The following is a 24,127-nucleotide window of genomic DNA, read 5'->3' on the forward strand; positions in this document are numbered from 1 at the left end:
GGCGCGCCCTGGTGCGGGCGACACCTCGGTCGGATCAGCCGGCGGCGGGTGCCCGGTCGCCGGCCAGCAGCGGCCGGGCCACCACGACCCCCAGCACCAGGACCACGGCACCGCTGGCGACGAAGACCGCCGGCACGCCGGCGCCGGTGCCGAGCGCGCCGCCGAGCAGGGTGCCGACCGGCAGGAAGCCCCAGGCGACCACTCGGAAGGCGCTGGAGACGCGGGCGATCATCGCGTGCGGGGTGCGGCGCTGCCGGCGCGCGGCGGACAGCACGTTCCAGGTGCCGCCGGCCAGGCCCATCACGCCGTAGCACAGCCACGCCGCCCACCGATCCACGACCAGGCCCATGACCAGCATGGATCCGCCCACGCCGGCCATGGCCGCGAGCATCAGCGGGCCCGTGCGGCGGCCGCGGTCGAGCCTCCCGGTGACCAGCCCGGCCAGCAGCGTGCCCACCGAGTAGGCGGCCAGCAACGTCGGGAACAGCGCGGACGGCAGGAGCAGATCGTCGGTGGCGTAGATGACCAGCACGCCGTCCTGCGCGGCCGTGGCGGCCGCCATCACGGCCACGGTGATCACCAGGGTGCGCAGCACGGGATCGCGGAACAGCCGCCCGAGGCCCGCTCCGATGTCCTGCCACAGCCGGCGCCGCTCCCGGCCGGTCGCCGACCCGCCGGCCGACGGCATGGCGTCCGCGTCCCCCGTCGGGGCCGTCGTGGCGGCCGGGACCCGCAGACCGGCGACGACGCAGGCGGACACCGCGAACAACGCGGCGGACAGCAGGAACGGCGACCAGCGGGCGACGGCAAAGGTGGCACCGGCGACCAGCGGACCGGCGAGGTCGAGCGCCACGGTCTCCACCATGACGAACCGGCTGTTCGCCCGCTCCAGCAGCGTGGGCGGGACCAGGTGCACCAGCGCCGTCTGCGCCGCGCCGTCGGCGAACGTCTCCGCCGCGGTGAGCAGGAAGCCGACCAGGCACAGCACCGGGATCGAGACGTGCCCGGTCATCACCGCCACTGCCAGGGCCCCGGTCGCGACCGCGCGGAACAGGTGCGCCCCGACCACCACGCGTACCGGGGACAGCCGGTCCACCAGGGCGCCGGCCGGGATGGCCACGAGCAACCAGGGCAGCACGGTGGCGGTGGCGACCAGGGACACGGCACCCGGCGTCGGCGAGACGGACGCGGCCAGCAGCGGCAGGCCGACGACCCGCAGCCCGTCGCCGGTCAGCGAGCAGAACCAGGCGACGAGGAGACGCAGGTAGGCCGCGGGGAGGCGGGTCGGGCTGTCCGCGTGCGGGGTCTGGGAGGTGTGGAGCACAACGTCCCTTCAACCGCCACCTGGTGTCCGATCGCGAGGTCGTCGCACACCGTACCAACGGTGCGTCAACACGCTGTCACGTCGCGTTGGCCCGGCCGACCCGGTTCCCGGACCGGCAGCGATAAGCCCCGGAGACCGCGGATCGAGCCGGCGGTGCGGTACCGGCCGGCACCGCAGCGGGTCCGCCCGAGGTCGAGGCCATTTGTCCGGCTCCGGATCGACGCGGCAGCGCGGCCCGGGACCGGGCCAGCAGGACCGGGGACGCGTCCCGGTGGGCCGGGGTCGGAGGTGGCCACGCCGGGCGCGCCCCGGCCGTGTGAAGCGGGCAGTACCGGTCGGGTGGCGGGCCGGATCCGGACGTCGATGCGGGACCGCAGAAGCGCCCGTCAACCCCGCCGGTGAGGTCCTGATACAGAGCTTTCAAAGAATCGCTGAATCATTGGAGTGATCTTTGCAGCCCGTCTGATCTCGGCGTTCGGGTGAAGCCACCCCTTCGCCAAAAGGCATTCGGCGACGGCCCCCTGAAAGCCCGCACTATAGCTACACAGCGTGACGAAATGGGCGCAAGGAGATCCGGCACCGCATTTCACGTCCTCTAACATCATGCCCGAGGTCAGCGAGCAACGGCGCTAAGCACAGTCTGGCCCAAGGACTTTCGATCGACAAGCAGTTCACGGATATCACCGGCGGGGCGTGTCACACCGTCGGCCGAGCCACTCCGGACCGTAGTCGATCCCGCACCGACCACTCGTCGCAGCAGCGCTGTATGTCAAGGAGACGTCATGTTCGAGCAGAACGCCAGCACCGCCCGCGGAGCCCGCATCGGCCGCGGAGCCCGGATCGGCCGCGGTGCGCGTATCGGCCGCGGTGCACGCATCGGCCGGGGTGCCCGTATCGGCCGTGGCGCCCGCATCGGCTGAGCCGTTCGGGACCATCGCGCCGGTCGGCGCGATGCGGACGGGCGCCGAGCCCGTTCGCCGCACCACCTCCTGTCCGGCACCGCGCGCTGTCGCCGACAACCGGGACGGGCACCCGTCCGCCGACGGTGACCACCGGATTCGCGACGACCGACCGCCGGCCGGCACCGATCTCCGCGCACACCGCACCGCCCGCCGCACGACCGAACGGGCAGCCCCACCGGCCGCCGGACGCCCGACGCCGCCGACTCCGGTCCGGACACCACGGACGGCCCGCCGTCAAGCTCAGGCCGCCGAGGCCAACCACGGTCCCCATGCCGGATCCGCGTCCTCGCCGAACCACAACCCCGCGCTACCTACCCGGCGCGGCACGCCCGGCACCGTCCGGAGCTGCCAGCCCAGCTCGGACAGCAGCCGGTCGGCCTTGCGGGTGTTGCACCGGTGGCAGCACGCCACGCAGTTGTCCCAGCTGTGCGTCCCGCCGCGACTGCGCGGCACGACGTGGTCGATGGTGTCCGCGCCGGTGCCGCAGTACGCGCACCGGCGGTGATCCCGCCGCAGGATGCCCGCGCGGCTGACCGCGACGGCCGGGCTGTACGGGATCCGCACGTAGCGGTGCAGACGGAGCACGGCCGGGACCACCAGCGCCACCGTGGGTGAGTGGAAGCTGCCGCCGTCGTCGCGTTCCAGGATGCACTCGGCCTTGCCGGCCAGCACCAGCACCAGGGCACGGCGCGCGGCGAGCACAGCCAGCGGCTCGTGCGTCGCGTTCAACAGCAGCGCGCGGAGCCGACGGCCGGCGGGCACGCCGGCAGGACCGGGCGTCGCGCCGGCGGAGGACTGGTTCACCGCTGCGTCCACCTCGTTCCCGCTGGTGGGGTTTCTCGGCACCAGTGAACATCGCCGATGACGCCGGTGCCAGACCTTTCCGCCCGGCTCACCGATCCCGGGCCGTCGCGGGCCCGCGGCTCCCGCCGGGGTCCGGGCGCGGGCCCGCGGCTCCCGCCGGGGTCCGGGCGCGGGTCCGCGGTCCCGCACAATGGTCTGCGTGCAGCCCGCCCAGTCCTTCTACGACGAGATCGGCGGCCACGCCGTCTTCACCGGCATCGTCGCCCGCTTCTACGACGGCGTGCGCGCCGATCCCCGCCTGCGCGACCTCTACCCCGAGGAGGACCTCGGGCCGGCGGAGGTGCGCCTGCGGATGTTCCTCGAGCAGTACTGGGGCGGCCCCCGCGACTACTCGGAGCAGCGCGGCCACCCCAGGCTGCGGATGCGGCACGCCCGGTTCCCGATCGGCCTGGCCGAGCGGGATGCCTGGCTGTCGGCCATGCGGTCGGCGATCGACGAGGCGCCGATCACCGGCGAGCAGCGGGACCGCCTGTGGGACTACTTCGTCATGGCGGCCGACAGCCTCGTCAACCAGTGGGCCTGACGGTCCCGGTCCGGCCTCAGACGAACAGCGGCAGCAGCGCCTGACGCCGGCGCACCACGGCGCCGAACCGGGCGTCGATGCGCAGCCAGGCGTCCGTCGCCCGGACGTGCACGAGCTCGTCCGGCTCGGCGGTGGCGAAACCCATGCCGGACAGCGCGAACAGCACCCGCATCGGGACGCTGACGTCCATGCCTCGTCCGCGCGCGGTGAGCACGGTGCCGTCGAGCAACGACGCCGGGGCACCGCCGGACGGCGCGGCCGACTCCCGCGCCGCGGCCACGCCGCGGTCGGCCAGCTCGGTGACCTCGCGGGCGGGCAGCGAGTCCACCAGCACCCAACCGACCGGTGGGGGCAACTGCGAGCGCCAGGCGGCGTCGTCGGGCGGCCCGGGGTCGACCTCGGGATCCCGGACGACCGCCAGCGCGGCGAGCAGGTTGCCGGCGCGGACGGTGACGTCCCGCGGGTCCACGGTCGCATCGACGGACCGGGTGACCAGGGTGTCGAACGGCGTGGTCGCCCACAGCGTCACGGTGCCCTGCGGTTCGGTCCCCGTCGCGGCAGCGGGCGGCGTCCGCAGGCGGACCGGGCCGAGCGCGTCCCAGCGCGCCACCCGTCCGGCGAAGGCGGCGGCGTCGTCCCGGTCGGCGGGCGAGGACGGGCGGAAACGGATCACCGGGACGGCCCTCGCCGTCCCTGTCGCGGGGCGGCCACGTCAGGCCAGGAACTCGGTGAGGAAGGCCCGCTCGGCGTCGTCCCAGCGGCGGGGACGCCCGGTGGGCAGGTCGAACGGGACCAGCTGCGTCGTCGCGGTGACCGCGAGCTCGCCGTCCGCCAGGACGACGTAGTCGATGACCGTGGACCCGGCGCGCAGCTCCACCACGCCCATCGAGACGGTGACGGGTGCGCCGAATCCGATCGGACGGCGGTAGTGCACCTCCACCTTGGCGACGACCACGCCCTCGGTGAGCCGGGCGGCCCCCCGGCGGGCGGCCTCGGTGAACAGCCAGTCGACACGGGCCTCCTCCAGCAAGGTCAGCGTGCGGGCGTTGTTGACGTGCCCGAAAGCGTCCAGGTCCGACCAGCGCACCCGCACCTGGGTGCTGTAGCGCGGCGCCGTGTCGGGCACGCGTCCCCCTGACGTCCGCTGCGGGTGCCGGGCACCGGGCGGTGCGGCGGATCCCCATTGTCCCGCCGCGGCGGGCGCGCCTCGGACACGGGGTGCCGGTGGCGGGTGGTCCGGGCCCGGTCAGCCGACGATGCCGCGGAACTCGCTCGCCCCGACCGACAGCGCCGCCAGGTCGACGGCGGGCGCGGCGGCGATCTGGGCCAGCGTGGTCCGGGCGCGGGCCAACCGCGTCGCGCTCTCGGCCTCCCAGTCGGCGATGCGCGCAGAGATGTCGCGCCGGGCGTCGGTGCGGGCCAGCACGTCGGCGGTGATCAGCCGCATCGACCGGTAGAGGTCGTCGCGCAACGCCTGCCGGGCCAGCGCGTGCCACCGGTCGCCGCGCTGCAGCGCGGTGATCGCCGACAGCATCCGGTCGAAGTCCAGGTGCGCCGACAGCGCGAAGTAGACCTCGGCCGCCACCTCCAGGTCGCTGCCGGACTCGAGCGCCACGTCGACGACGTCGAGCAGGCTGAACGTGTAGAGGGCGTAGGCCACCCGCAGCGCCAGGTCCGGCGGCGACCCCAGCTCCGTGAGCCGGGCGGCGTCGGCCCGGACGTTGCGGTGCTCGACGCCGGTCACCAGCCGCGGCATGCGCGACGCCAGCCGGCCCACCGCGTCGGCGTACCGGTGGATCTCCCCCGCGACGTCCAGCGGCGCCGGGCGGTGGGTGAGCAGCCACCGGGCCGCCCGGTCCAGCAGCCGGCGGACCTCCAGGTGCAGGGTGTCCTGCGTGGCGGCGGGGACGACGGTGTCCAGCGCCGCGATGTCCGACCACAGCTCCCGGAGCCCGAACACCGCGGTGACCACCTCGTAGGCGCGCACCGCGTCGGGCGCGGAGGCGCCGATCTCCTCGCTCAGCCGGAACGCGTAGGTGATCCCGGCGGTGTTGACCACGTCGTTGACCGTGGTGGTGGTGACGATCTCCCGCGCCAGCGGGTGCCCGTCGATGTCCGCGACCGGGTCACCGGCGGGGTCGGCGGCTTGCATGGCGGCGGGGAAGTACCGGTGCAGCCGGTCGGCGAGCACCGGGTCGTCCGGCAGGTCGTCGGCCAGCAGGGCCTGCGTCAGGTCGGACTTGACATAGGCCAGCAGCACCGACAGCTCGGGTGACGTGAGCGGTTCCCCGGCCGCCTCCCTGGCCTTGATCTGGGCCCGGCTGGGCAGGAACTCCAGGGCCCGGTCCAGCCGGCCGGACGCCACCAACGCGTCGATCAGCCGGGCGTGGACGCTCAGCATCGGGACGCTGTGGTACCGGGAGACGCCGAGAACCCGGTTCTGCGCCTGGTTGTCGGCCAGCACCAGGGCGGCCACGTCGTCGGTCATCCGGCCGAGCAGCGCGGTCCGGTCGGCGGCTCCGAGCCGGCCCGCGGCGACCGCCGGCTGCAGCGCGATCTTGATGTTGACCTCGTGGTCGGAGGTGTCGACGCCGGCCGAGTTGTCGATGGCGTCGGTGTTGATCCGGCCGCCGGCCCTGGCGAACTCGATGCGGCCGAGCTGGGTGACCCCGAGGTTGCCGCCCTCCCCCACCACCCGGGCCCGCAGGTCGACGCCGTCGACCCGGACGGCGTCGTTGGCCTTGTCGCCGACGTCGGCGTGCGTCTCGGTGCTCGCCTTGACGTAGGTGCCGATGCCGCCGTTCCACAGCAGGTCCACCGGCGCGGCGAGCACGGCGCGGATGAGCTCCACCGGGGTGAGCGCGGTGACGTCGGCCGGGATGCCCAGTGCCGCCCGAACCGGCTCGGTCACCGGCACGGACTTGGCCGTCCGCGGCCAGACACCGCCGCCCGGCGACAGCAGCGCGGTGTCGTAGTCGGCCCACGAGGACCGCGGCAGCCGGAACAGCCGCTCGCGCTCGCGGTACGACGTCTCGGGATCGGGGTCCGGGTCCAGGAAGACGTGCCGGTGGTCGAACGCCGCAAGCAGCCGGATGTGCCGGGAGAGCAGCATGCCGTTGCCGAACACGTCACCGGACATGTCGCCGATGCCGACGCAGCTGAAGTCGGTGGTCTGGGTGTCGACGTCCAGCTCGCGGAAGTGGTGCCGCACCGACTCCCACGCACCGCGGGCGGTGATGCCCATGGCCTTGTGGTCGTATCCGGCGCTGCCGCCCGAGGCGAACGCGTCGCCCAGCCAGAACCCGTAGCCGGCGGCCACGTCGTTGGCGATGTCGGAGAACGTCGCCGTGCCCTTGTCGGCGGCCACCACCAGGTAGGAGTCGTCCTCGTCGTGCCGGACGACGTCCTCGGGCGGCACGACGGCGCCGTCCACCCGGTTGTCGGTGACGTCCAGCAGCGCGGCGATGAAGGCGCGGTAGCAGGTGACGCCCTCCGCCTGGAGCGCCTCGCGGTCGGCGACCGGGCGGCCGGTGGGCACCGGCGGCTGCCGGAGGACGAAGCCACCCTTGGCGCCGACCGGCACGATGACCGCGTTCTTGACCTCCTGCGCCTTGACCAGCCCCAGGATCTCGGTGCGGAAGTCCTCCGGCCGGTCGGACCAGCGCAGCCCGCCGCGGGCGACCGGACCGAACCGCAGGTGCACGCCCTCCACCCGCGGCGAGTACACCCAGATCTCGAAAGCGGGCACCGGTTTCGGGATCCCGGGCACCAGGTGCGGAAGCAGCTTGAAGGACAGGCACTCCCGGGCCGTGCCGTCGGCGGACCGGCGGAACCGGTTGGTGCGCACCGTCGCCTGGATCAGGGTCAGGAAGCTGCGCAGGATGCGGTCCGCGTCCAGGCTGGCAACCGCGTCCAGGTCCCGGGCCACCGACGCCGCCAGCTCGGCGCAGGCGGACCGGCGCGCCTCGCCGGCGCGCGCAGCGTCCCCGGCGAAGGAGTCCGGGTCGAAGCGGAGCCGGAACAGTTCGGCCAAATCGGCGACGATCGCCGGGTGGCCGACCAGGACCTGCTCGAGATACCGCTGCGTGTAGGGACTGCCGATCTGCCGCAGGTAGTGCGCGTACGCGCGCAGCACCGCGATCTGCCGCCAGTCCAGGCCGGCGGCGAGCACCAGGGCGTTGAACCCGTCGACCTCCGCGCGGCCGTGCCAGGCGGCCAGGAACGACGCCGAGAACCGGTTCCGCAGCTCGTCGGTGACGCCGCCCGGTAGCGGGCCGGTCCGCACCCGCAGCCCGAAGTCGTAGATGTGCGACGGCGTCCCGTCCGTCCGGCGCACCTGGTACGGGCGCTCGTCGATCACCTCGGCGCCCATGCTCTGCAGCACCGGCAGCACCCGGGACAGGGTGACCGTGGCACCGGTGACGTACAGCTTGAGCCGCTGCTCGACCGGCGCGCCGCCGTCGGGGCCGGGCGCCGTGCCACCGCCGGCGGGGACGAACGCCAGCGCCAGGTCCTCGGGGCCCTCGAGCGCGTCCAGCCGGCGCAGGTCGGCGACGGCGTCGTCGACCCGGTAGTCCTCCTTGTAGGCCTCGTCGAAGGCTTCGGCGTAGCGGGTCAACGCGCCGGCGGTGTCCAGGTCCTCGGCGCCGCCGACGACGGCCTGCACCAGCCGGTCGTCCCAGGTCCGGATCGTCGACCGCAGGGCTCGGTTGAGCTCGGCCACCGCCGCCGGGTCGAGGTCGACCGGCCGCTCCGGATCGGTGTGCACGGTGAAGTGCACGGCCGCCATCTCCGAGGCGCCGATCCGGGCGGTGTAGTGGATGGCGCTGCCGTGCAACCGGTCCACCAGGATCTGCTGCATGGCCAGGCGCGCGTGCGTGGTGTACCGGTCCCGCGGGAGGTAGACCAGCGCGTTGACGAAGCGCCCGAACGGGTCCGGTTGCAGGAAGGCCCGCAACCGGCGCCGGCTGGACAGCTGCAGCACGCCGCTCACCACGTCCAGCACGAGCGCCGGATCGGCCCAGAACAGCTCCGCCCTGGGGTAGCCGGACAGCAGGTCCATGGCCTGCTGCCCGGTGTAGGAGTCCGGGGAGGCACCCAACGCCGACAGCACGGTCGCGACCGTGCGCCGGACCACCGGCGTGGTGGTGACCTCGGCGTTCATCGCCCGCGGGGTCAGTACGCCCACGAACCGGTGGCGCCGGACGAGCCGGCCCGCGCCGTCCAGGATCCGCACCGTCACCGAGAACGGCGGCTGCTTGCGGCTGAGCGCGGATCCCGAGGTCAGCTGCGTGATGACCAGGTGGCCGCCGCCGGCGTCCGCTCGCACGGCGGCGTCGTCGAAGAGCTCGGCACCGGGGACCCCGTCGCGCAGCACGCCGAGACCGGACCCGGGCACCGGCTCGGGTCCGGATGCGCCGGGCCGGTCCTGCCGGTACCCGAGGAAGGTCAGGTGCCCGGCGGTGAGCCAGTGCAGCAGGTCGGCGGCCTCGGCGACGTCCTGGGTCGGCAGGGGTGACGGCGTGACGCGCAGTTCCGAGGCGACCATCGCGGCCGCACCGAGCAGGGCCGCGGCGTCGGCCGAGACGGCCCGGACCGCCTCGAGGACGTCCGCCATCCGCTCCTCGATGGCCTCCGCGCGCTCGGCGTCGGAGAGCCGGTCGACGACCAGGTGCATCCAGGACTCGCGGACCGCGGTCCGGGGATCCGCCGGATGGCCGGACTCCCCGAGCACCTCGACGAGCCGGCCGCCGGGGTCGCGGCGCACGGACAGGATGGGGTGCAGCACGCGGTGCACCGTGACGCCGGACGCGGCCAGCACGCCGATGACGGAGTCGACGAGGTTGGGCATGTCGTCGTTGACGACGTCGATGACGGTGGACGCGGCGCTCCAGGTCCCGGTGGAACCGGCCGGCTGCGGCGGGTTCGCGAACCGGATCCGGGCCGCGCCGGGCCGCCGGACCTCGGCGATCCGCAGGTGCCCCTGGACGATCGCCAGCACGTCGTCGGCGGTGGACGGCAGGTCGTCCGCGGGGACGTGCCGGAAGTAGGCGCGGACCAGACCGGCGAGATCGGGACGTCGGTCGGCGGCCTCGTCGAGGGCCTGCGCTCCGGGTGACGGTTCGACCCGCTCCGCGTCCTCCGCCGAACGGGACTGCTCCGTCTGGGTCATCACGTCTCCCTGCTCGCCGGTGCGCCGTTGCACCGCTTCCGCCGAGCCTAGTCCGTGGCGGCGGGCCGGGCCGGTGCCGACGAAGGGACGCCCGGACGGTGCCGGTCGTTGCCCGCACCCCGGCTGTAGGGCGCTGACCTGCACGAACAGTGATCACCAGACCATCGGTGATGAGGCACGTCACACCTCGGCGGCCGCGGCGATCACGATCCGGGTGGCCCGCCCGCACCGGGGCCGGGCCGCTGGGGACGTGCGGCCAGCTCGCCACCGCCCGGGTGGCCGGGGGTGACGGTGCGGTGGGCGCCGCAGGGGCCGTCGCCGGCCCGGTGCCCGGGGACACCGGGCCGGCGGACGACCGTGCGGGCTCAGCTGTCCCGGGTGAGCTTGCGGTGGGTGACCCGGTGCGGCCGGGCGGCGTCCGCGCCCATCCGGGAGATCTTGTTCTTCTCGTAGTCGCTGAAGTTGCCCTCGAAGAAGAACCACTGGGCCGGGTCCTCGTCCGTGCCCTCCCAGGCCAGGATGTGCGTACAGGTCCGGTCGAGGAACCAGCGATCGTGCGAGATCACCACGGCGCACCCCGGGAACTGCTCGAGCGCGTTCTCCAGCGACCCCAGGGTCTCGACGTCCAGGTCGTTGGTGGGCTCGTCGAGCAGGATCAGGTTGCCGCCCTCCTTGAGGGTCAGCGCCAGGTTCAACCGGTTGCGCTCCCCACCGGACAGCACCCCCGACGGCTTCTGCTGGTCGGGGCCCTTGAACCCGAAGGCTGCGACGTAGGCCCGACTGGGCATCTCGACGTGGCCGACCTTGATGTGGTCGAGCCCGTCCGAGACGACCTGCCACACGTTCTTCTTCGGGTCGATGCCGGCGCGGTTCTGGTCGACGTAGGACAGCCGCACGGTCTCGCCGACCTTGACGTTGCCCTTGTCGGGCTGCTCGAGACCGACGATCGTCTTGAACAGCGTGGTCTTGCCGACTCCGTTCGGGCCGATCACACCGACGATGCCGTTGCGCGGCAGGGTGAAGGACAGCCCGTCGATGAGCACCCGGTCGCCGAAGCCCTTCTTCAGGTCGTCGACGTCCACCACGATGCTGCCCAGCCGCGGCCCCGGCGGGATCTGGATCTCCTCGAAGTCGAGCTTGCGGGTGCGGTCGGCCTCCGCCGCCATCTCCTCGTACCGCTGCAGCCGCGCCTTGGACTTGGCCTGCCGGGCCTTGGCACCCGAGCGGACCCACTCCAGTTCCTGCTGCAGCCGCTTGGCGAGCTTGGCGTCCTTCTTGCCCTGGACCTCCATCCGCTCGGCCTTCTTCTCCAGGTAGGTGGAGTAGTTGCCCTCGTACGGGATCAGCCGGCCGCGATCGACCTCGGCGATCCACTGCGCGACGTTGTCCAGGAAGTACCGGTCGTGGGTGACCGCCAGGACGGCACCGGCGTAGCCGGACAGGAACTGCTCCAGCCACAACACGGACTCGGCGTCCAGGTGGTTGGTGGGCTCGTCCAGCAGCAACAGGTCGGGGGCGGACAGCAGCAGCCGGCACAGCGCCACCCGGCGCCGCTCGCCACCGGAGAGCACGCTGACGTCCGCGTCGCCGGGCGGGCAGCGCAGGGCGTCCATCGCCTGCTCCAGCTGGGCGTCCAGGTCCCAGGCGTTGGCGTTGTCGATCTCCTCCTGGAGCTGCCCCATCTCCTCCATCAGGGCGTCGCTGTAATCGGTGCCCAGCAGCTCGCCGATCTCGTTGAACCGGTGCAGCTTGGCGTAGAGGTCGCCGTAGGCCTCCTGGATGTTCTCCAGGACGGTCTTGGCCTCGTCCAGCTGCGGTTCCTGCTGCAGGATGCCGACGGTGAAGCCGGGCGTCAGGAACGCCTCGCCATTGCTGGGCGTGTCCAGCCCGGCCATGATCTTGAGGATGGTCGACTTCCCGGCGCCGTTGGGGCCGACGACACCGATCTTGGCCCCCGGGTAGAACGACATCGTCACGTCGTCCAGGATCAGCTTGTCGCCGACCGCCTTGCGGGCCTTCTTCATGGTGTAGATGAACTCGGGCACGTCGAACCAGACCTCTCACTGCCGGGGAACCGCCACTGAATCGCCAGGACACCGGCAGACCGGCGGGCGATCGCGCGCCCACCAGTCTGCCCTACCGGGCCTCGTCCCTCTCAACGCCTCCGGGCGGCGCCGTCATCCCCCCAGCGGGACCAGCGGCCGCGCCGGGTCGGCCTCCTGCCGTGCGGCCGCGTCCGGGTCGTCCGACCGGTCGGCCGCTGCCGGCGTCCCCGCCGCCGGACCGGCTCCGTCGGGCTCGTCCCCGCCGGCGGGTCCCGGCGGCGGCCCGGGCTGCTCGACCCGCGCGAACCGCCCCGCCATCCGCGCCACGTCGAGCGCCACGACATCGGCCTTGACGTCGGTCCAGTAGTCGGTCACGCCGTCCTCCCGCTCGAACCGGCGGGTGCTGATCCGGCCCACCACCACGACCGGGTCGCCCTTGCGGACGTGCGCGATCACCCCGGATGCGACGCGTCGCCAGCCGACGACCGTCACGCCGAACTCGTCCCCGTCCGTCCACTGGGCGGCCGCCTCGTCGTACCGCCGCTCGGTCGCCACCACCCGCATCGACAGCCGCTCGCCGCCGGTCGTCGCCGTCACGGTCGGGTTGCTCGCCACCCGTCCGACGATCGTCACCGCTGCTGCATCGGTCCTCATGTCGCGTCCCTTCCGCCGGGGCGGCCCGCTGCCGCCCCGGCTGTGCGACCACGGTGGCGGTGCGACACACCCGGTGCCACCGCCTCCCGGGTGGCTGTGGACAACGCCGCGCCGTGGGGACGGACGCCCCGGGTCAGCTCTGCTGGGACGGGTCCGGACCGGGCGGCGCCGGGCTCGCGCCGTCCGGGGACCGCGGGTCGGGTGCATGGCCCGTCGGGCTGGTGCGGGGGCGCTCAGCGACGGCGACACCGCCGCCCGCCGCGGCCGCGGAGGACCGCCGGGCCAGGCCGGCCAGCATGGCGTTGTAGCTGTGGAGCTCGACATCGCCGTCGGCGTCGCGCCGCCGGTCGTCGCGCCGCGCCTCCCGGTCGTCGGCCCGCGCCCACTGCGCCACCAGCGCGATCAGCACGATCAGCATCGGCAGCTCGGTGGCGCCCCAGGCGACGCCGCCGCCGAGCTGCTGGTCGGCGACCAGGTTCGGCGCCCACGGCAGGTCCAGGCTCTGGTAGTAGCCGGTCGCCAGGGCGCTGTGCGAGTTCATCAGGGCCAGGCCGAAGAACGCGTGGAACGGGATGGCGGCGATGAGCAGGGCCAGCTTGACCACCGGCGTGAGGCGGCGCGGCGCCGGATCGATACCGATGATCACCCAGTAGTAGAGGTAGCCGACCACCAGGAAGTGCACGTTCATCACCAGGTGGCCGAAATGGTTGTCCATCATCGCGTCGAACAGGCCGGTGAAGTACACGGCGTAGAACGAGCCGATGAACAGCGGCAGCACCACCAGCGGATGCGTCATCATCCGGGCGATGCGGCCGTTCAGCACGGCCACCAGCGCCTCCCGGGCGCCGGGGACCCCGGCGCGCGAGACCGGCAGCGCCCGCAGCGCCAGCGTGGTCGGTGCACCGAGCACGAACAGGATGGGCGCCACCATGCCCAGCGTCATGTGCTCGATCATGTGCAGCGAGAACTGCGACTGCGCGTAGCGACCCAGGCCGGACGAGGTCGCCAGGACGACCGCCAGGCAGCCGAGCAGCCAGGACGCCGACCGCCCGACCGGCCAGGCGTCACCGCGCCGGCGCAGCCGCCGCACGGCGAGCAGGTACACCACCGCCAGCACCACCGCGCCGGTGCCGAGCAGCCAGTCCCACCGCCAGTCGAGCAGCAGGCGCGCCGGCGTGGGCGGGCCTGCCAGGTCGTAGCCCAGCACGTCCTCGAGGGCCGACGGCACCGCACCCGACGGCGGCGGCGGCGCACTGCGGGCCAGCGCGGCCGCGACGCCCAGCACGGCCGCCATCACCAGGACCTCGACGGTCGCCAACCGGACGAGCGCTCGCCGGTCCCCCCGGTCGACCGCCGGAAGCGTCCGGCGGCGGTGCAGCCAGCCGATGCCGCCGAGGACGAGCAGCAGCACAGCCTTGATCGAGATGAGCCGGCCGTAGTCGGTGGTCCACAGGTCCGAGACCGCGGACAGCCGGACCCAGGCGTTGCCCACCCCGGAGAGCAGCACGGCGACGAACGCCACCAGCGCGACAGCGGAGTAGCGGCGGGCGACGACCGACAGGTGCGGCACCCGCTGCCGGGCGAGTCCGAGGAAGGCCACCAGACCGCCGACCCACACCGAGACGCCGACCAGGTGGTAGATCATGGTGTCGACCGCGACGTCGTGGTCGCCGCTGGACGAGGCATGGCCGCTCAGCGCCAGCGGGAGCAGCGCACCGACGGCGGCGGTCAGCAGCCAACCGGCCCATCCCGGGCGCAGCACGCTCCAGCCCAGGATGCCGATCAGCAGCGCCACGCACCCGGAGATGACGTAGCCGCGCGCCACGTCCACGTCCCGGACGGCCTGCAGGAACGCGTCCGCCCGCAGCGACGGCACCAGCCCCGTCGGCACCACGTCCGACCAGGTCACCGGGACCAGCGCGAAGGCCGTCGCCGCCCACACCAGGGCGGACAGCGCCGCGGCCCGCACGGCCCGGTACCCCCCGACGTCCAGCAACCCGGACCGCTGCGGCGGTGCCAACGCCACGGCGGCGACCAGCCAGCCCACCGTCAGCGCCGCCATCAGGTCGAACAGGCCCTTGAGCGCGGGCAGCGCCAGCTCGGTGAGCGCCGGCGCGTCGGGGATGCCGGGAACCGGCCGGCGCGACGGGACCAGGGCCATCAACCCGACGGCGATGCAGGCGGTGACCAGCGCCGCGGCCACGGTCACCGCCGTGACGGTCCAGCCGTCCCGCCGGGGCCGCAGGGCTCGGGTCCCGGTGGCGGTGTTGCTGTGGCTGGCGCTGTCGGGGGACGCCGCGTCCGCGGTCGCGGCGGGCTGGTCGGTCACGGTGTCGAGGGTACGGGCGGGGCCGTACGGTCGGCGTGGCTCCGGCTGCGCGACCCGGGACGCCGCACGGCCTGCCGGGCTACTGTTGTCCGGTCCGGCCTCCCGCCGGCGTCGGCGCTCGTAGCTCAGCTGGACAGAGCAGCGGACTTCTAATCCGCCGGTCGCAGGTTCGAATCCTGCCGGGCGCGCCGTCCGCGCCCGCCGGTGCGCCGGTGCCACCCGTCGCGGTCCGTCACCGTCCCGCCGGCCGGCCCGTCGCGTCACCGTCCCGCCGGCCGGCCGGCCCCGCCGGCCGGCCTCCGGGACCGGCCGGCGGACGCTCAGAAGGCGTGGTTGCTGCGCAGGACCCCGGCCGGGTCCAGCTCGGCCCGCAACGCGCGCAGCAGCTGCAGGGTGGCCGGGTCGAAGAACCGTGCGGGGTCGTCGGCGGCCTCCCGGAAGTTGAGGTAGTCGCGCCCCGATCGCCACGGCTGGACCGCGTCGACCAACCGGTGCACGGCCGCCCGGACCACCGGCAACGCCTCCGGGACGGGCACCATGCCGCCGGTGAAGCCGAGGAACCGTCCCGGCAGGTGGTCGACGGCCCCGCCGTCCGGGTCCCGTCGGGCCAGCGCACCGCCCAGGTGGCGCAGGTCGACCAGCAGCAGCGGCGTGTCGACGCCCGGTCCCGCCAACTCCATCAGGACGTCGACGGCCGCGGACGGCAGGTCGTCGAGGACGAAGCCGTCCCCGCAGGCCGGCGCGGGTCCGGGCGGGTCCATGTGCAGCTGGCCCAGGTCGGCCGTGGACATCGGGGCGAACGTGTCGATCACCGGACCGAGTGCCCGCAGCGGTGCCAGCAGCTCGGCCGCCTCGGCCTCGGGCAGGTCGACCGCCCCGTCGACCATCGCGAAGGACCGGCCGCTCAGGAAGTCCGGCAGGTCCGGCAGCGGCGGGATCCGAAGCAACCGCACGCAGGTGGTGGCCGCCTCGTCGAGCCCGTCGGTCCACGCCCGGTACCCGTCGAGGACCTCGCGGGCACGATCCAGCGGGAACATCAGCCAGCCCGCGTACACCTGGGACAGCGGGAGAACGTCGAACTCCAGGGCGCACACGACGCCCAGGTTGGCGCCGCCGCCACGAACGGCCCGGAACAGCTCCGGCCGGTGGTCGCGGTCGACGCGGCAGAAGGTGCCGTCGCCGGTCACCAGCTCCACGGCCTGCACCCGGGACGCCGCCAGGCCGTACTTGCGAGCCAGCCAGCTGTAGCCGCCACCGAGGGTGTACCCCACCACGCCGACGTCCGGGGCCGACCCGGCCAGCGCGGTCAGCCCGTGCGGCCGGAGCGCCTCGGTGACCTGCGACCAGACCACGCCGGCGCCGATCCGCACGCGCCGCGCGGCCGGATCCACCGTCACCTCCTGCAGGCGGTCGGTGCGCAGCAGGATGGTCGAGGACAGGTCGCCCAGCGGCGCGGCGTTGTGGCCGGTGCCCTGCGGGGTGACCCGCAGGCCGGCGGCGCCGGCGTACCGGACCACCGCGGCGACGTCGTCGGCGTCGGCCACCTGCACCACGAAGGCGGGCTGCTGGTCGACCGCCAGGTTCCAGGCCATCCGGGCCGACGGCCACTCGGGGTCCGCGGGCGTGACGACCGTCCCGGCCAGCGTGGCGGCCAGGCTCTCCAGGTCCAGCGCGACGGTCATCGGGAGCCCGCCTGACGGTCGCGGGCCGGCCGGGCATGGGAGATCTCGTAGTCGCACGTCATCGACACGGCGGCGGCGAGAACCCTTTCCACCGCGGGCAGCTCGACGTGCGGCGGGATGTCGACGACCAGCATCGAGACGTCCCCGGCGGTCTCGACGGTCGCGCCGAGGTCCACGAGCACCTCGCGGACGGGAGCCAACTCGGCGTCGGTGGCGGCGACGACGTGCACGGTGGCGTGCCCACCGGGAGTGCGCACGTGCCGGCCGACGAAGTTCGCCCCGTCCATCGAGACGGCCACCACGTCGCCGCGGCTGACGCCCTGGGCGTACCGCGGTGCGGCGGTGATCTCGACGAGGAACGGCGTGACCAGCCGGCCGGTCAGCGGCTCGGCCAGGAACGGCGGCCAGTCGTCGTCGGGCCGGAGTTGGAACAGGACGGTGACCTGGGCGCCGCACTGCCGTACGGCGGTGGAGGCGACCTCGGGATCGTGGGTGGACACGGTTGTCTCGCCTTTCGCGGGAGCGGGATGGGCCGGGACGGAGGGCCGTCCGGCGGCAGGTGCCCCGTTCGACGGAGGTCCGGCCGCCGGGGTTCCTCCGGCACGACGGAGAGTGCAGGGCGGCGCTTGGCGGCGACCTGCAGGCCGCTGGCGGCGCCTCGCGGGGAGGGATCCACACGCGGAACCGCAGGTCGGCGGGGGCCGGCCCGGGGCGACGTCAAGGAGCCGTCAAGCCCGGTGCAAGCGCGGCACCGCCGTCAGTCCCGGCGGCGGGCGCCGGGGGGCGCGTGACGCTCCCGACGGATGCGGGCGACGGCGGCCCCGCTGCCGTGGGCGGCCGCCGTGGCCTCCGCCTCGTCGAACGCGGCCTCGGCGGCGGCGGTCTCGCCGCGCGCACGGTGCAGGTGCGCCGCCGCCAGCATCAGGTACGGCCGGTAGGCCAGCTCGCCGGTCTCGGACAGCTCGACCTCGGCGCGGTCCAGGTACTCGCGGGCCTGGTCGAGCCGGCCCTGCTGCGACAGCGCCTGCGACACCGCGGCGAAGATCCCCGAGATCATGGTGCGCGCGCCGCTCTGCCGCATGTGCTCGTGTCCGGAGTGCAGCAGCGCCAGGCCGTCCTCGACGTCCCCGCGCTGTACCACGGCGACCGCCGTGTACAGCTCGCCGGCGGAGGACCAGAAGCTGAGCACCATCTCCGGGTCCGCGGACGTCATCCGCCGCGCCCACAGGACGACACCGTCGTCGTCGCCGGCGGCCAGCGACGCGGCCGCGCCGAACAGGCCGATGACGATCCGCCCGAAAGGCATGTCCTGGGCGTGGTACTCGTGCTCGAGCCGGTTGCGGTCGATGCCGGAGACCAGCGCGGTCACCCATTCCCGGTACCCGATCGAGGTGATGAAGCTGTTCAGGTAGAAGGCGGCCTCGGTGGCGTCGCCGGCTTCGCGGAACAGCCGGATCGCGTCCTCGATCCTGGCCAGGGCGCTGACCATGCGGCCCTGGTGGCGTTCGGCGAAGGCGCGCATGGCCGCGACAGCGCCCTGCAGCAGCGGGCTGTCGACGTGCCGCACCAGCGCCTCGGCCTCCTGCACGAGCCGCTCGCCGCGCACCGAGTCCCCGCCGGTGTCGCAGCCGGCCCAGTCCGCCCAGATGAGGTCGAGCAGCACGTCCACCTGGTCGGTGGACCGGGCGAGCTCCCGGGCGCGCCGGATCAGTGCGGAGTCGGCGTTCACCCCGTAGCCGTGCAGCGCGGCGCCGACGAACCCCAGCTGGCGCAGCACCCGGAGCTCGGCCCGGCCGCCCTCCGCGGACGCCGCCCGGTACAGCGCCGCGGAGCGGCTCAGCAGCGACTCGGCGCTGACCAGGGCCTGCCGCTTGAGGGCCACCTGCGCGGCCCGCTCCAGGGCCGTGGCCGCCCGGCCCCCGGCCCCGACGGACGCGGCGTGCCACAGGTGTTCGGCGATGATCTCGGCGGTGTCGTCGTTCTCGCCGACAGAGGACAGGATGCCGTCGGCGGCCCGCAGGTGCAGACGGGCACGACGCAACGCCGACATGTTGTCCGCCAACGCCTCCCGGACCAGGGCGTGGGTGAAGCGGACGGTACCCGGCTCGGCGACCGGCATGTCGAGCAACCGCGCGACCAACGCGGGTTCGAGGTCGTCGAGGCAGGCGTCGAGCGGCACGTCGGCAACCGCAGCCAGCAGGGCGACGTCGACCTGGCGACCCAGCACGGCCGCCACCTCGAGCACCCGCCTCGTGCACTCCGGCAACCGGGACACCCGGCGGAGCAAGACGTCCCGGACACCGGTCGGGATCGGCGCGGCAGCCGGTGAGGGCGCGGCCAGCGCGCCCTCCTCCCCCATCATCCGGGCCAGCTCGGTGGTGAAGAACGGGTTGCCCTCGGACCGGGCGTGGACGGCGGTGACCACGCTGTCGGGCACCGCGCCGGCCGTCATCCGGATCAGTTCGCGGGATTCGGTCCACGCCATGCCGCGGAGCCGGATGCGGCGGGTTCCCACCTGCCGGGTCAACTGCGCGAGCGCCTCGACGACCGCGTCGTCCCGGCCGACCTCGAGTTCCCGCACGGTGGTCAGCACCAGCACCGGCGCGGCGGACAGCCGTGCCCCGAGCCCGCCGAGCAGGTCCAGCGACGCCGGGTCGGCCCACTGCAGGTCCTCCAGCAGCACCACCGCGCCCCGGGCGCCGGCCACCTCGGCCAGCGTGTGCGCGACGCCGTCGGCGAGCGCGGAAGCGACGGCGGCCGGCGACCCGCCGCGGAGCTGATCGGTGTCCTCGAACGGATCGGCGGGGACCGGCGACCCCGGGGTGCGGGCCCCGGTCGGGGACGGCGCCGCGACGGTGGCCGCGCCGGACCGGGCGCGGGCCAGCCGGACCAGGTGCAGCCACGGTCCGTAGGCCGGCGCCGCACCGTTCTCCAGGGTGCCGACGGACAGCACCGCGGCCCCGGCACGTTCCGCCTCGTGCAGCAGCTCCTGCGCCAGCGAGGTCTTGCCCATCCCCGGCTCGCCTTCGACCACGACGAACCGGGCGCTGCGCCGGGTGAGGACCTCCTGCCACGCCGCCCGCAACGTCGACAGCTCGGCCGTCCGGCCGATCAGGGCCGGGGTGGGCGGGATGCCGGGGTGCACGGCGGCTTCCGCCCGGCCGTCGGTGGGTCCGGCACCCGGACGGTCCGGGGACGTACCGCCGGGCCCCGTGTCCGGCGGTGCCGCCCCCGGCCCGCTCCCGACGGCCGATCCGACGGGCACCCGGGCCGGCGCGGTCCCGCGCACCAGGTCGAGGTCCGCGTGCTGCTGCAGGATGTGCCGCCGCAGGTCCCGCAGCTCCCGGCTGGGCTCCAGGCCGAGTTCCTCGTCGAGGACCCGGCGGCCCTCGTCCAGCACGGCGAGCGCATCGGCCTGCCGCCCCGACCGGTACAGGGCCAGGGCCAGCAGCCCGCGCAGTCGCTCCCGCAACGGGTTCCGAGCCACGGCGTCACGGAGGTCGGCGACGATCGCGGACGCCCGGCCCAGCCGCAGCTCGGCGTCGTACAGGTCCTCGAGCGCGGCCAGCCGGCGCTCCTGCCACCGGACCCACGCGGCGCCGACGCCCTCGGCGTCGGCCAGCACCTGCGTGTCCGGGTCGACGCCGGACCACAGCGCCAACGCGTCGTGCAGCACCCCGGCGGCGGCGGCGGGCTCGCCGGACGCCAGCAGACGCGCGCCCTCCGTCGCGAGGTCCTCGAACCGGCGGGCGTCCACCTGGTCGGCGGTCACGGCGAGCCGGTAGCCCACCGACTCGCGGCGCAAGAGGGCCGGACCGTCCGGCCCCAGCGCCCGCCGCAGCCGCGAGATGTAGGACTGCAGGGTGCCCTGCGCGGTCCCCGGGTGCTCGGCACCCCACAGGGCATCCATCAGCGCGTCGGTGCCGACCACCCGCCCCTGCGCCAGCAGCAGCCGCATGAGCACCAGCCGGGGCTGCGGCCCGCCGAGGTCGACCGGGGAGCCGTCCGCCCGCCGCACCTCCAGCGGCCCCAGCACCCGGAATCGGAGCCGATCCGACATTTTCGGACGATAACACGCGAATGGTCTAATCCCCCAGGGGCGCCGGCCACTCGATCCCCGCGCCCGCCGGACGGGATGTCCGCCGCTCCGCTCAGCCGGAGACCACGAACATCGCGCTGCCGGCCGTCCCGGCGACTGCCGCGATCCGCGGCAACCGGTCGACCCGCTGCGGGACCGACGCGCCGTCCAGTCGCCAGAGCGCACCGGTCGACGTGACGGCGTGGCCGCTGCCGAGCTGACGGACCCCGGTGAGTCCGGGCACCTGCACCGCGTCGCGGGTCCACACGGTGCCGTCCGACCGCAGTGCGTACGGGCCGTCGATCGCCGTGATGTTCGTCAGACCCGGGACCGGAGCGGTGCCGACCTGGACCCGCCCGTCGGTCCGCAGCAGCGTGCTGCCGGAGACGGCGCGGATACCCGTCAGACCGGCGACCGGGGCCGGGACGCTGCCCGGGAACTGCCGCCAGGACCACACCGTGCCGTCACCGCGCACCGCGTACACCGCCGGGTAGTCCGTGGAGATCGACACCACGGAGCCGAGTCCCGCGACGCGCACCGGCTCGCTGGCGGTGATCGGGTCGTCCGGCTCGGCGCCCGGGACGGCCGTACCGGCGCCCCACGACCACACCGTGCCGTCGGCCTGGAGGGCGTAGGTCGACTCGCCGTCGCTCACGACCTGCGTCACGTCGTGCACGGTCCGGACGCGGACCGGGGTCCAGCGGTCGACGGCCGTGCCGTCACCGAGCTGCCCGCCGGAGAAGGCGTCGTCGTCGTTGCTGTTCTTGCCCCAGGCCCACAGCGATCCGTCGGTCCGGATGGCGAAGGCGGACCGCCCGGAGCCGTCGACCGCCCGGACGTCGCGGAGGGCCGCGACCGGAGCCGGCACCGACGAGCCCGCGGAGGACGATCCCTGGCCGAGCTGCCCGTCGGTGTTGTCCCCCCACGACCAGACGGTCCGCGGCGACGGCGCGCACTCCCGGAAGTAGCCGAGCAGGTCCACGGTCAGGTCCACGGCACCGCCGGAGACGTTCGCGACGTCCACCGTCCCTCCGGTGGACACCCGCACCAGTGCGGTGGTGGCCGTCGGGCGCCCGGCTGCGAGCACCCCGAGGGCCGCGGACGGCCGCCGGGTGCCGTGCGGGTATGCGAACAGCGCCCCGGGAGCGGAGACGTCACCGGCGTCGACGGTGAGCACTGCGGTGGATCCTGCGGGCACCGGGAGCCGGAGCACCGTCGTGCTCCCGGCTGCCACGGTGCCGGTACGGACCCGAGCCGCCGGCAGCGGCTGGTAGCTGCCGGGCGTGGTGGCCGGCCCGCCGCGCAGGTAGCCCACCACGTCGACGATGACGTCGACCGAGTCGAGGCCGGCGGCGTCGACCGTGGCGAGGCCGTCGGCGGCCAGCGGCACCACGAACAGGTCGGTCGCGGCAGCGCCGGCGTCCACCGCCAACCCGCGCACCGGCACGACCGCGGTCAGCTCGTCGACCCGGTCGATGCCGGCGTGCCGCCCGTCGGACTCCACCGCCGAGACGCGGCCGGGTCCGGTGGCGTTCGTGGCGGTCAGCGAGACGACGGCAGCCCCGGCACCGAGCGGCACGCCCGTCCGGCCGGCGAGCTGCCAGCTCAGGGTGCGGCCGGAGCCCGCGGGGACGTCGGCCCAGTCGGCGCGGGAGGCACCGATACCGGCGCGGGTGTCGAGCGAGCGCGCCGGCGTGACCGGCACGAAAGCGCCCGCCGCGGTGACCCGGCCGGCGGCGAAGTACCCGGAGACGTCGACGGCCAGGTCCACGGGGCGGCCGCCGAGGTTGGTGAGGTCGATGCGGCCGTCCGCGGACACCGCGACGGTTGCCGCGCTGCCGGTCGATCGGCCGGCAGCCCAGTTGAGGGCCGTCGTGCGCGGTCGCGCGGTGCCGTGCGCGTAGGCCGCCAACCAGCCCGGCGCCGAAGGAGCGAGTGCGGTCAGCCGGACCGTCACCGCCGCCACGCCGGTGGCGGGGATACCGGCACGACCGGCCACCTGCACGGACAGGCTCCGTCCGGCGCCGAGCGGCGCGGCGCGGCCGATGTCGGCGACGGTGTCGAGCAGCCGGGCGGCCGGGACGGGCACGAACCCACCGGCCGGCGCCGCGGTGGCGACCGCGGCCGCCACCGGCGCAGCCGTCTCCGGGACCGGCGTCGAGGCCGCGGCGGCGGTGGGCGCGACCGCTGTCAGCAGGCCGGCGAGGAGCAGGCCGCAGCCGGCGAGCGCCGGGATGCCGGTGCGGCGCCGGACGGGGCGGCCGGGGCCGGGAACGGCGGCCGTCACAGGTTTGGGCATGATCGGGAATGTATCGGGCGGCTTCGCTCTCCGTGGCCGGATTGACTCGCCGACACCCGTGCGACCACCCGTCCGTGTGTCGCTCGCGCGGATATCACCCCACTGGCCGTGGACTTCCCTGCGCGCCCGTGTTCGGACAGCCCCTCGTCCGTGCGCGCTCGGCGTCCTCGGCAAGATCTGGAGCTGCTCCCCGAAAAAGACCTGGACCACGCGCACGCGGTACCGGGAATGACCCCCGGTCGCGCGGGAAACCGGCCGTGGACGGACCGCCCGGCGGCCGTGGCCTTGGCCCACGAGGTCCGGCGGACCACACCGTCCGTCCCGACGCTCGCCGCCAAGGTCCGACGCGACATGAAGTGGCACGGACACCGGCCGGGCCACCGGATCCTGCTCGACGTCACCGGCACCGGCACCGACGCCCGTCACTGGACCGATCCGCAGAGGTTCCGGCCGGACCGCTTCGCCACCGATCCCAGGCGTCGGTGTCCGACCACGTCGTCCCGCAGGGCGGCGGGGATCCGGACCACGGGCACCGCTGCCCCGGCGAGGGGGTCCCCATGAGTCGGCTCACCGTCACCACCCTGGCGGGGTGGCCGCACCGGCTCGCGCCCCAGGGCCTGACCGCCGACCTGGGGCGCATGCCAACCCGTCCGGCCAGCGGAGTCGTCCTGCTGCCGGAATGACCCGGGGCCCGGACCGCCGGTCCGGGCCTCGTGGACGCCACGCGAGGGGTGGCGTCAGGCCTCGTCGCCGACGCGCTCGGTCAACTCCGGCTCGGGCGGCGGTGCGTCGTCGGCGGTCAGCGGCTCGTCGCCGACGAACACTCCGTCGTCGTCGAGGTCGTCCGCGGTGTCGGGGTCGATCCCGGCGTCGCCCGGGCCCCGGTCGCCGGCCGGGGCGTCGCCGAGGTCCACCCCCGGCTCGTCCGCGATCAATGCCTCCTCGCCGGGCAGCAGGGCGTCCGGCGACAAGTCCGTCTCGCCGTCCTCGGCCGCCGCGGCGCTCGGCGTGAGCGACGAGGCGACGGGGTCGACGCCTTCCTGCCAGCGGCCCTCCAGCGTGCCGCCGGACGACGGGTCGGGTCCGGTCATCGTCTCCTCCTCCTGGACGGGGCGGCCGCGCGGCCGCCGGTGATCGGAACGGGTCGCCGGGGCGATACCCCGGGACCGTGGTGACCAACCCGGGACCAGTCGGC

The 24,127-nt window shown here is 74.7% G+C and carries 16 protein-coding genes and 1 tRNA gene; 4 read left to right on the plus strand and 13 right to left on the minus strand.

From position 1 onward, the window contains the following. Nucleotides 1-34: 34 nt before the first annotated feature. On the minus strand, nt 35-1,324 hold the full coding sequence (locus tag IEY37_RS14150; RefSeq protein ID WP_188942616.1) for an MFS transporter: 1,290 nt from the start codon (nt 1,322-1,324) through the stop codon (nt 35-37). Between the two features lie 782 nt (nt 1,325-2,106). Between IEY37_RS14150 and IEY37_RS14155 the strand changes: the two genes are divergently transcribed. Beyond that, on the plus strand, nt 2,107-2,244 hold the full coding sequence (locus tag IEY37_RS14155) for a hypothetical protein (protein WP_188942618.1): 138 nt from the start codon (nt 2,107-2,109) through the stop codon (nt 2,242-2,244). Between the two features lie 282 nt (nt 2,245-2,526). Here IEY37_RS14155 and IEY37_RS14160 read toward each other — a convergent pair whose 3' ends face one another. Then, the gene (locus IEY37_RS14160) at nt 2,527-3,090 is read right to left on the minus strand and encodes an HNH endonuclease (protein WP_229674438.1); all 564 of its coding nucleotides are present in this window, start codon (nt 3,088-3,090) and stop codon (nt 2,527-2,529) included. Nucleotides 3,091-3,280: 190 nt separating this feature from the next. Here IEY37_RS14160 and IEY37_RS14165 point away from each other — a divergent pair, with 190 nt between their 5' ends. Continuing rightward, nucleotides 3,281-3,673: a globin gene (locus tag IEY37_RS14165; protein WP_188942623.1), complete on the plus strand. Its 393-nt coding sequence runs from the start codon at nt 3,281-3,283 to the stop codon at nt 3,671-3,673. A 16-nt stretch (nt 3,674-3,689) separates the two neighbouring features. Here the strand turns inward: IEY37_RS14165 and IEY37_RS14170 are convergent, their stop codons facing one another. From IEY37_RS14170 to IEY37_RS14195, 6 genes are all read right to left on the minus strand, one after another. Continuing rightward, entirely contained in the window at nt 3,690-4,346 is a 657-nt protein-coding gene (locus IEY37_RS14170; protein WP_188942625.1) for a DUF8185 domain-containing protein, read from the minus strand. A 39-nt stretch (nt 4,347-4,385) separates the two neighbouring features. Continuing rightward, nucleotides 4,386-4,799, minus strand: coding sequence for an acyl-CoA thioesterase (locus IEY37_RS14175; RefSeq protein ID WP_188942627.1), 414 nt, complete (start codon nt 4,797-4,799; stop codon nt 4,386-4,388). A gap of 120 nt (nt 4,800-4,919) precedes the next feature. After that, nucleotides 4,920-9,845 (minus strand): NAD-glutamate dehydrogenase, encoded by a 4,926-nt coding sequence (locus IEY37_RS14180; RefSeq protein WP_188942629.1) that lies wholly within the window; start codon nt 9,843-9,845, stop codon nt 4,920-4,922. A 365-nt stretch (nt 9,846-10,210) separates the two neighbouring features. Further along, on the minus strand, nt 10,211-11,890 hold the full coding sequence (ettA, locus tag IEY37_RS14185; RefSeq protein ID WP_188942631.1) for an energy-dependent translational throttle protein EttA: 1,680 nt from the start codon (nt 11,888-11,890) through the stop codon (nt 10,211-10,213). Between the two features lie 132 nt (nt 11,891-12,022). Beyond that, nucleotides 12,023-12,544 (minus strand): single-stranded DNA-binding protein, encoded by a 522-nt coding sequence (locus tag IEY37_RS14190; protein ID WP_188942632.1) that lies wholly within the window; start codon nt 12,542-12,544, stop codon nt 12,023-12,025. 133 nt (nt 12,545-12,677) lie between these two features. Next, nucleotides 12,678-14,873 (minus strand): bifunctional copper resistance protein CopD/cytochrome c oxidase assembly protein, encoded by a 2,196-nt coding sequence (locus tag IEY37_RS14195; RefSeq protein WP_188942634.1) that lies wholly within the window; start codon nt 14,871-14,873, stop codon nt 12,678-12,680. A gap of 114 nt (nt 14,874-14,987) precedes the next feature. On the opposite strand from IEY37_RS14195, the gene IEY37_RS14200 reads away from it, so the two are divergent. Then, nucleotides 14,988-15,061, plus strand: a tRNA-Arg gene (locus IEY37_RS14200). A gap of 132 nt (nt 15,062-15,193) precedes the next feature. On the opposite strand, the gene IEY37_RS14205 is transcribed toward IEY37_RS14200, so the two are convergent. The 4 genes from IEY37_RS14205 to IEY37_RS14220 all read right to left on the minus strand — a co-directional run bounded on the left by IEY37_RS14205 (nt 15,194) and on the right by IEY37_RS14220 (nt 22,932). Then, nucleotides 15,194-16,555: an FAD-binding oxidoreductase gene (locus tag IEY37_RS14205; protein ID WP_188942636.1), complete on the minus strand. Its 1,362-nt coding sequence runs from the start codon at nt 16,553-16,555 to the stop codon at nt 15,194-15,196. Next, nucleotides 16,552-17,055, minus strand: coding sequence for a DUF4265 domain-containing protein (locus tag IEY37_RS14210; RefSeq protein WP_188942638.1), 504 nt, complete (start codon nt 17,053-17,055; stop codon nt 16,552-16,554). Before IEY37_RS14210 ends, IEY37_RS14205 begins: the two co-directional genes overlap by 4 nt. 257 nt (nt 17,056-17,312) lie before the next feature. After that, nucleotides 17,313-20,615: an ATP-binding protein gene (locus IEY37_RS14215; protein ID WP_188942640.1), complete on the minus strand. Its 3,303-nt coding sequence runs from the start codon at nt 20,613-20,615 to the stop codon at nt 17,313-17,315. 91 nt (nt 20,616-20,706) lie between these two features. Next, nucleotides 20,707-22,932, minus strand: coding sequence for an RCC1 domain-containing protein (locus IEY37_RS14220; RefSeq protein ID WP_188942642.1), 2,226 nt, complete (start codon nt 22,930-22,932; stop codon nt 20,707-20,709). A 228-nt stretch (nt 22,933-23,160) separates the two neighbouring features. Here IEY37_RS14220 and IEY37_RS22815 point away from each other — a divergent pair, with 228 nt between their 5' ends. Next, nucleotides 23,161-23,493: a cytochrome P450 gene (locus tag IEY37_RS22815; protein ID WP_373298344.1), complete on the plus strand. Its 333-nt coding sequence runs from the start codon at nt 23,161-23,163 to the stop codon at nt 23,491-23,493. A 176-nt stretch (nt 23,494-23,669) separates the two neighbouring features. Here the strand turns inward: IEY37_RS22815 and IEY37_RS14230 are convergent, their stop codons facing one another. Next, nucleotides 23,670-24,023 carry a hypothetical protein gene (locus tag IEY37_RS14230; protein ID WP_188942646.1) on the minus strand — a complete coding sequence of 118 codons (354 nt, stop codon included), beginning with the start codon at nt 24,021-24,023 and terminating at the stop codon, nt 23,670-23,672. Between the last annotated feature and the right edge of the window lie 104 nt (nt 24,024-24,127).

The sequence above is a fragment of the Nakamurella endophytica genome (assembly GCF_014646215.1).
GTDB lineage: Bacteria > Actinomycetota > Actinomycetes > Mycobacteriales > Nakamurellaceae > Nakamurella > Nakamurella endophytica.

Bases quoted from the DNA above. Each gene is read 5' to 3' on its own strand.
- IEY37_RS14190 (WP_188942632.1), bottom strand. From the start codon at position 12,544: ATGAGGACCGATGCAGCAGCGGTGACGATCGTCGGACGGGTGGCGAGC.
- IEY37_RS14180 (WP_188942629.1), bottom strand. From the start codon at position 9,845: ATGACCCAGACGGAGCAGTCCCGTTCGGCGGAGGACGCGGAGCGGGTC.
- IEY37_RS14215 (WP_188942640.1), bottom strand. From the start codon at position 20,615: ATGTCGGATCGGCTCCGATTCCGGGTGCTGGGGCCGCTGGAGGTGCGG.
- IEY37_RS14205 (WP_188942636.1), bottom strand. From the start codon at position 16,555: ATGACCGTCGCGCTGGACCTGGAGAGCCTGGCCGCCACGCTGGCCGGG.
- IEY37_RS14230 (WP_188942646.1), bottom strand. From the start codon at position 24,023: ATGACCGGACCCGACCCGTCGTCCGGCGGCACGCTGGAGGGCCGCTGG.
- IEY37_RS14220 (WP_188942642.1), bottom strand. From the start codon at position 22,932: ATGCCCAAACCTGTGACGGCCGCCGTTCCCGGCCCCGGCCGCCCCGTC.
- IEY37_RS14165 (WP_188942623.1), top strand. From the start codon at position 3,281: ATGGTCTGCGTGCAGCCCGCCCAGTCCTTCTACGACGAGATCGGCGGC.
- IEY37_RS22815 (WP_373298344.1), top strand. From the start codon at position 23,161: ATGACCCCCGGTCGCGCGGGAAACCGGCCGTGGACGGACCGCCCGGCG.
- IEY37_RS14155 (WP_188942618.1), top strand. From the start codon at position 2,107: ATGTTCGAGCAGAACGCCAGCACCGCCCGCGGAGCCCGCATCGGCCGC.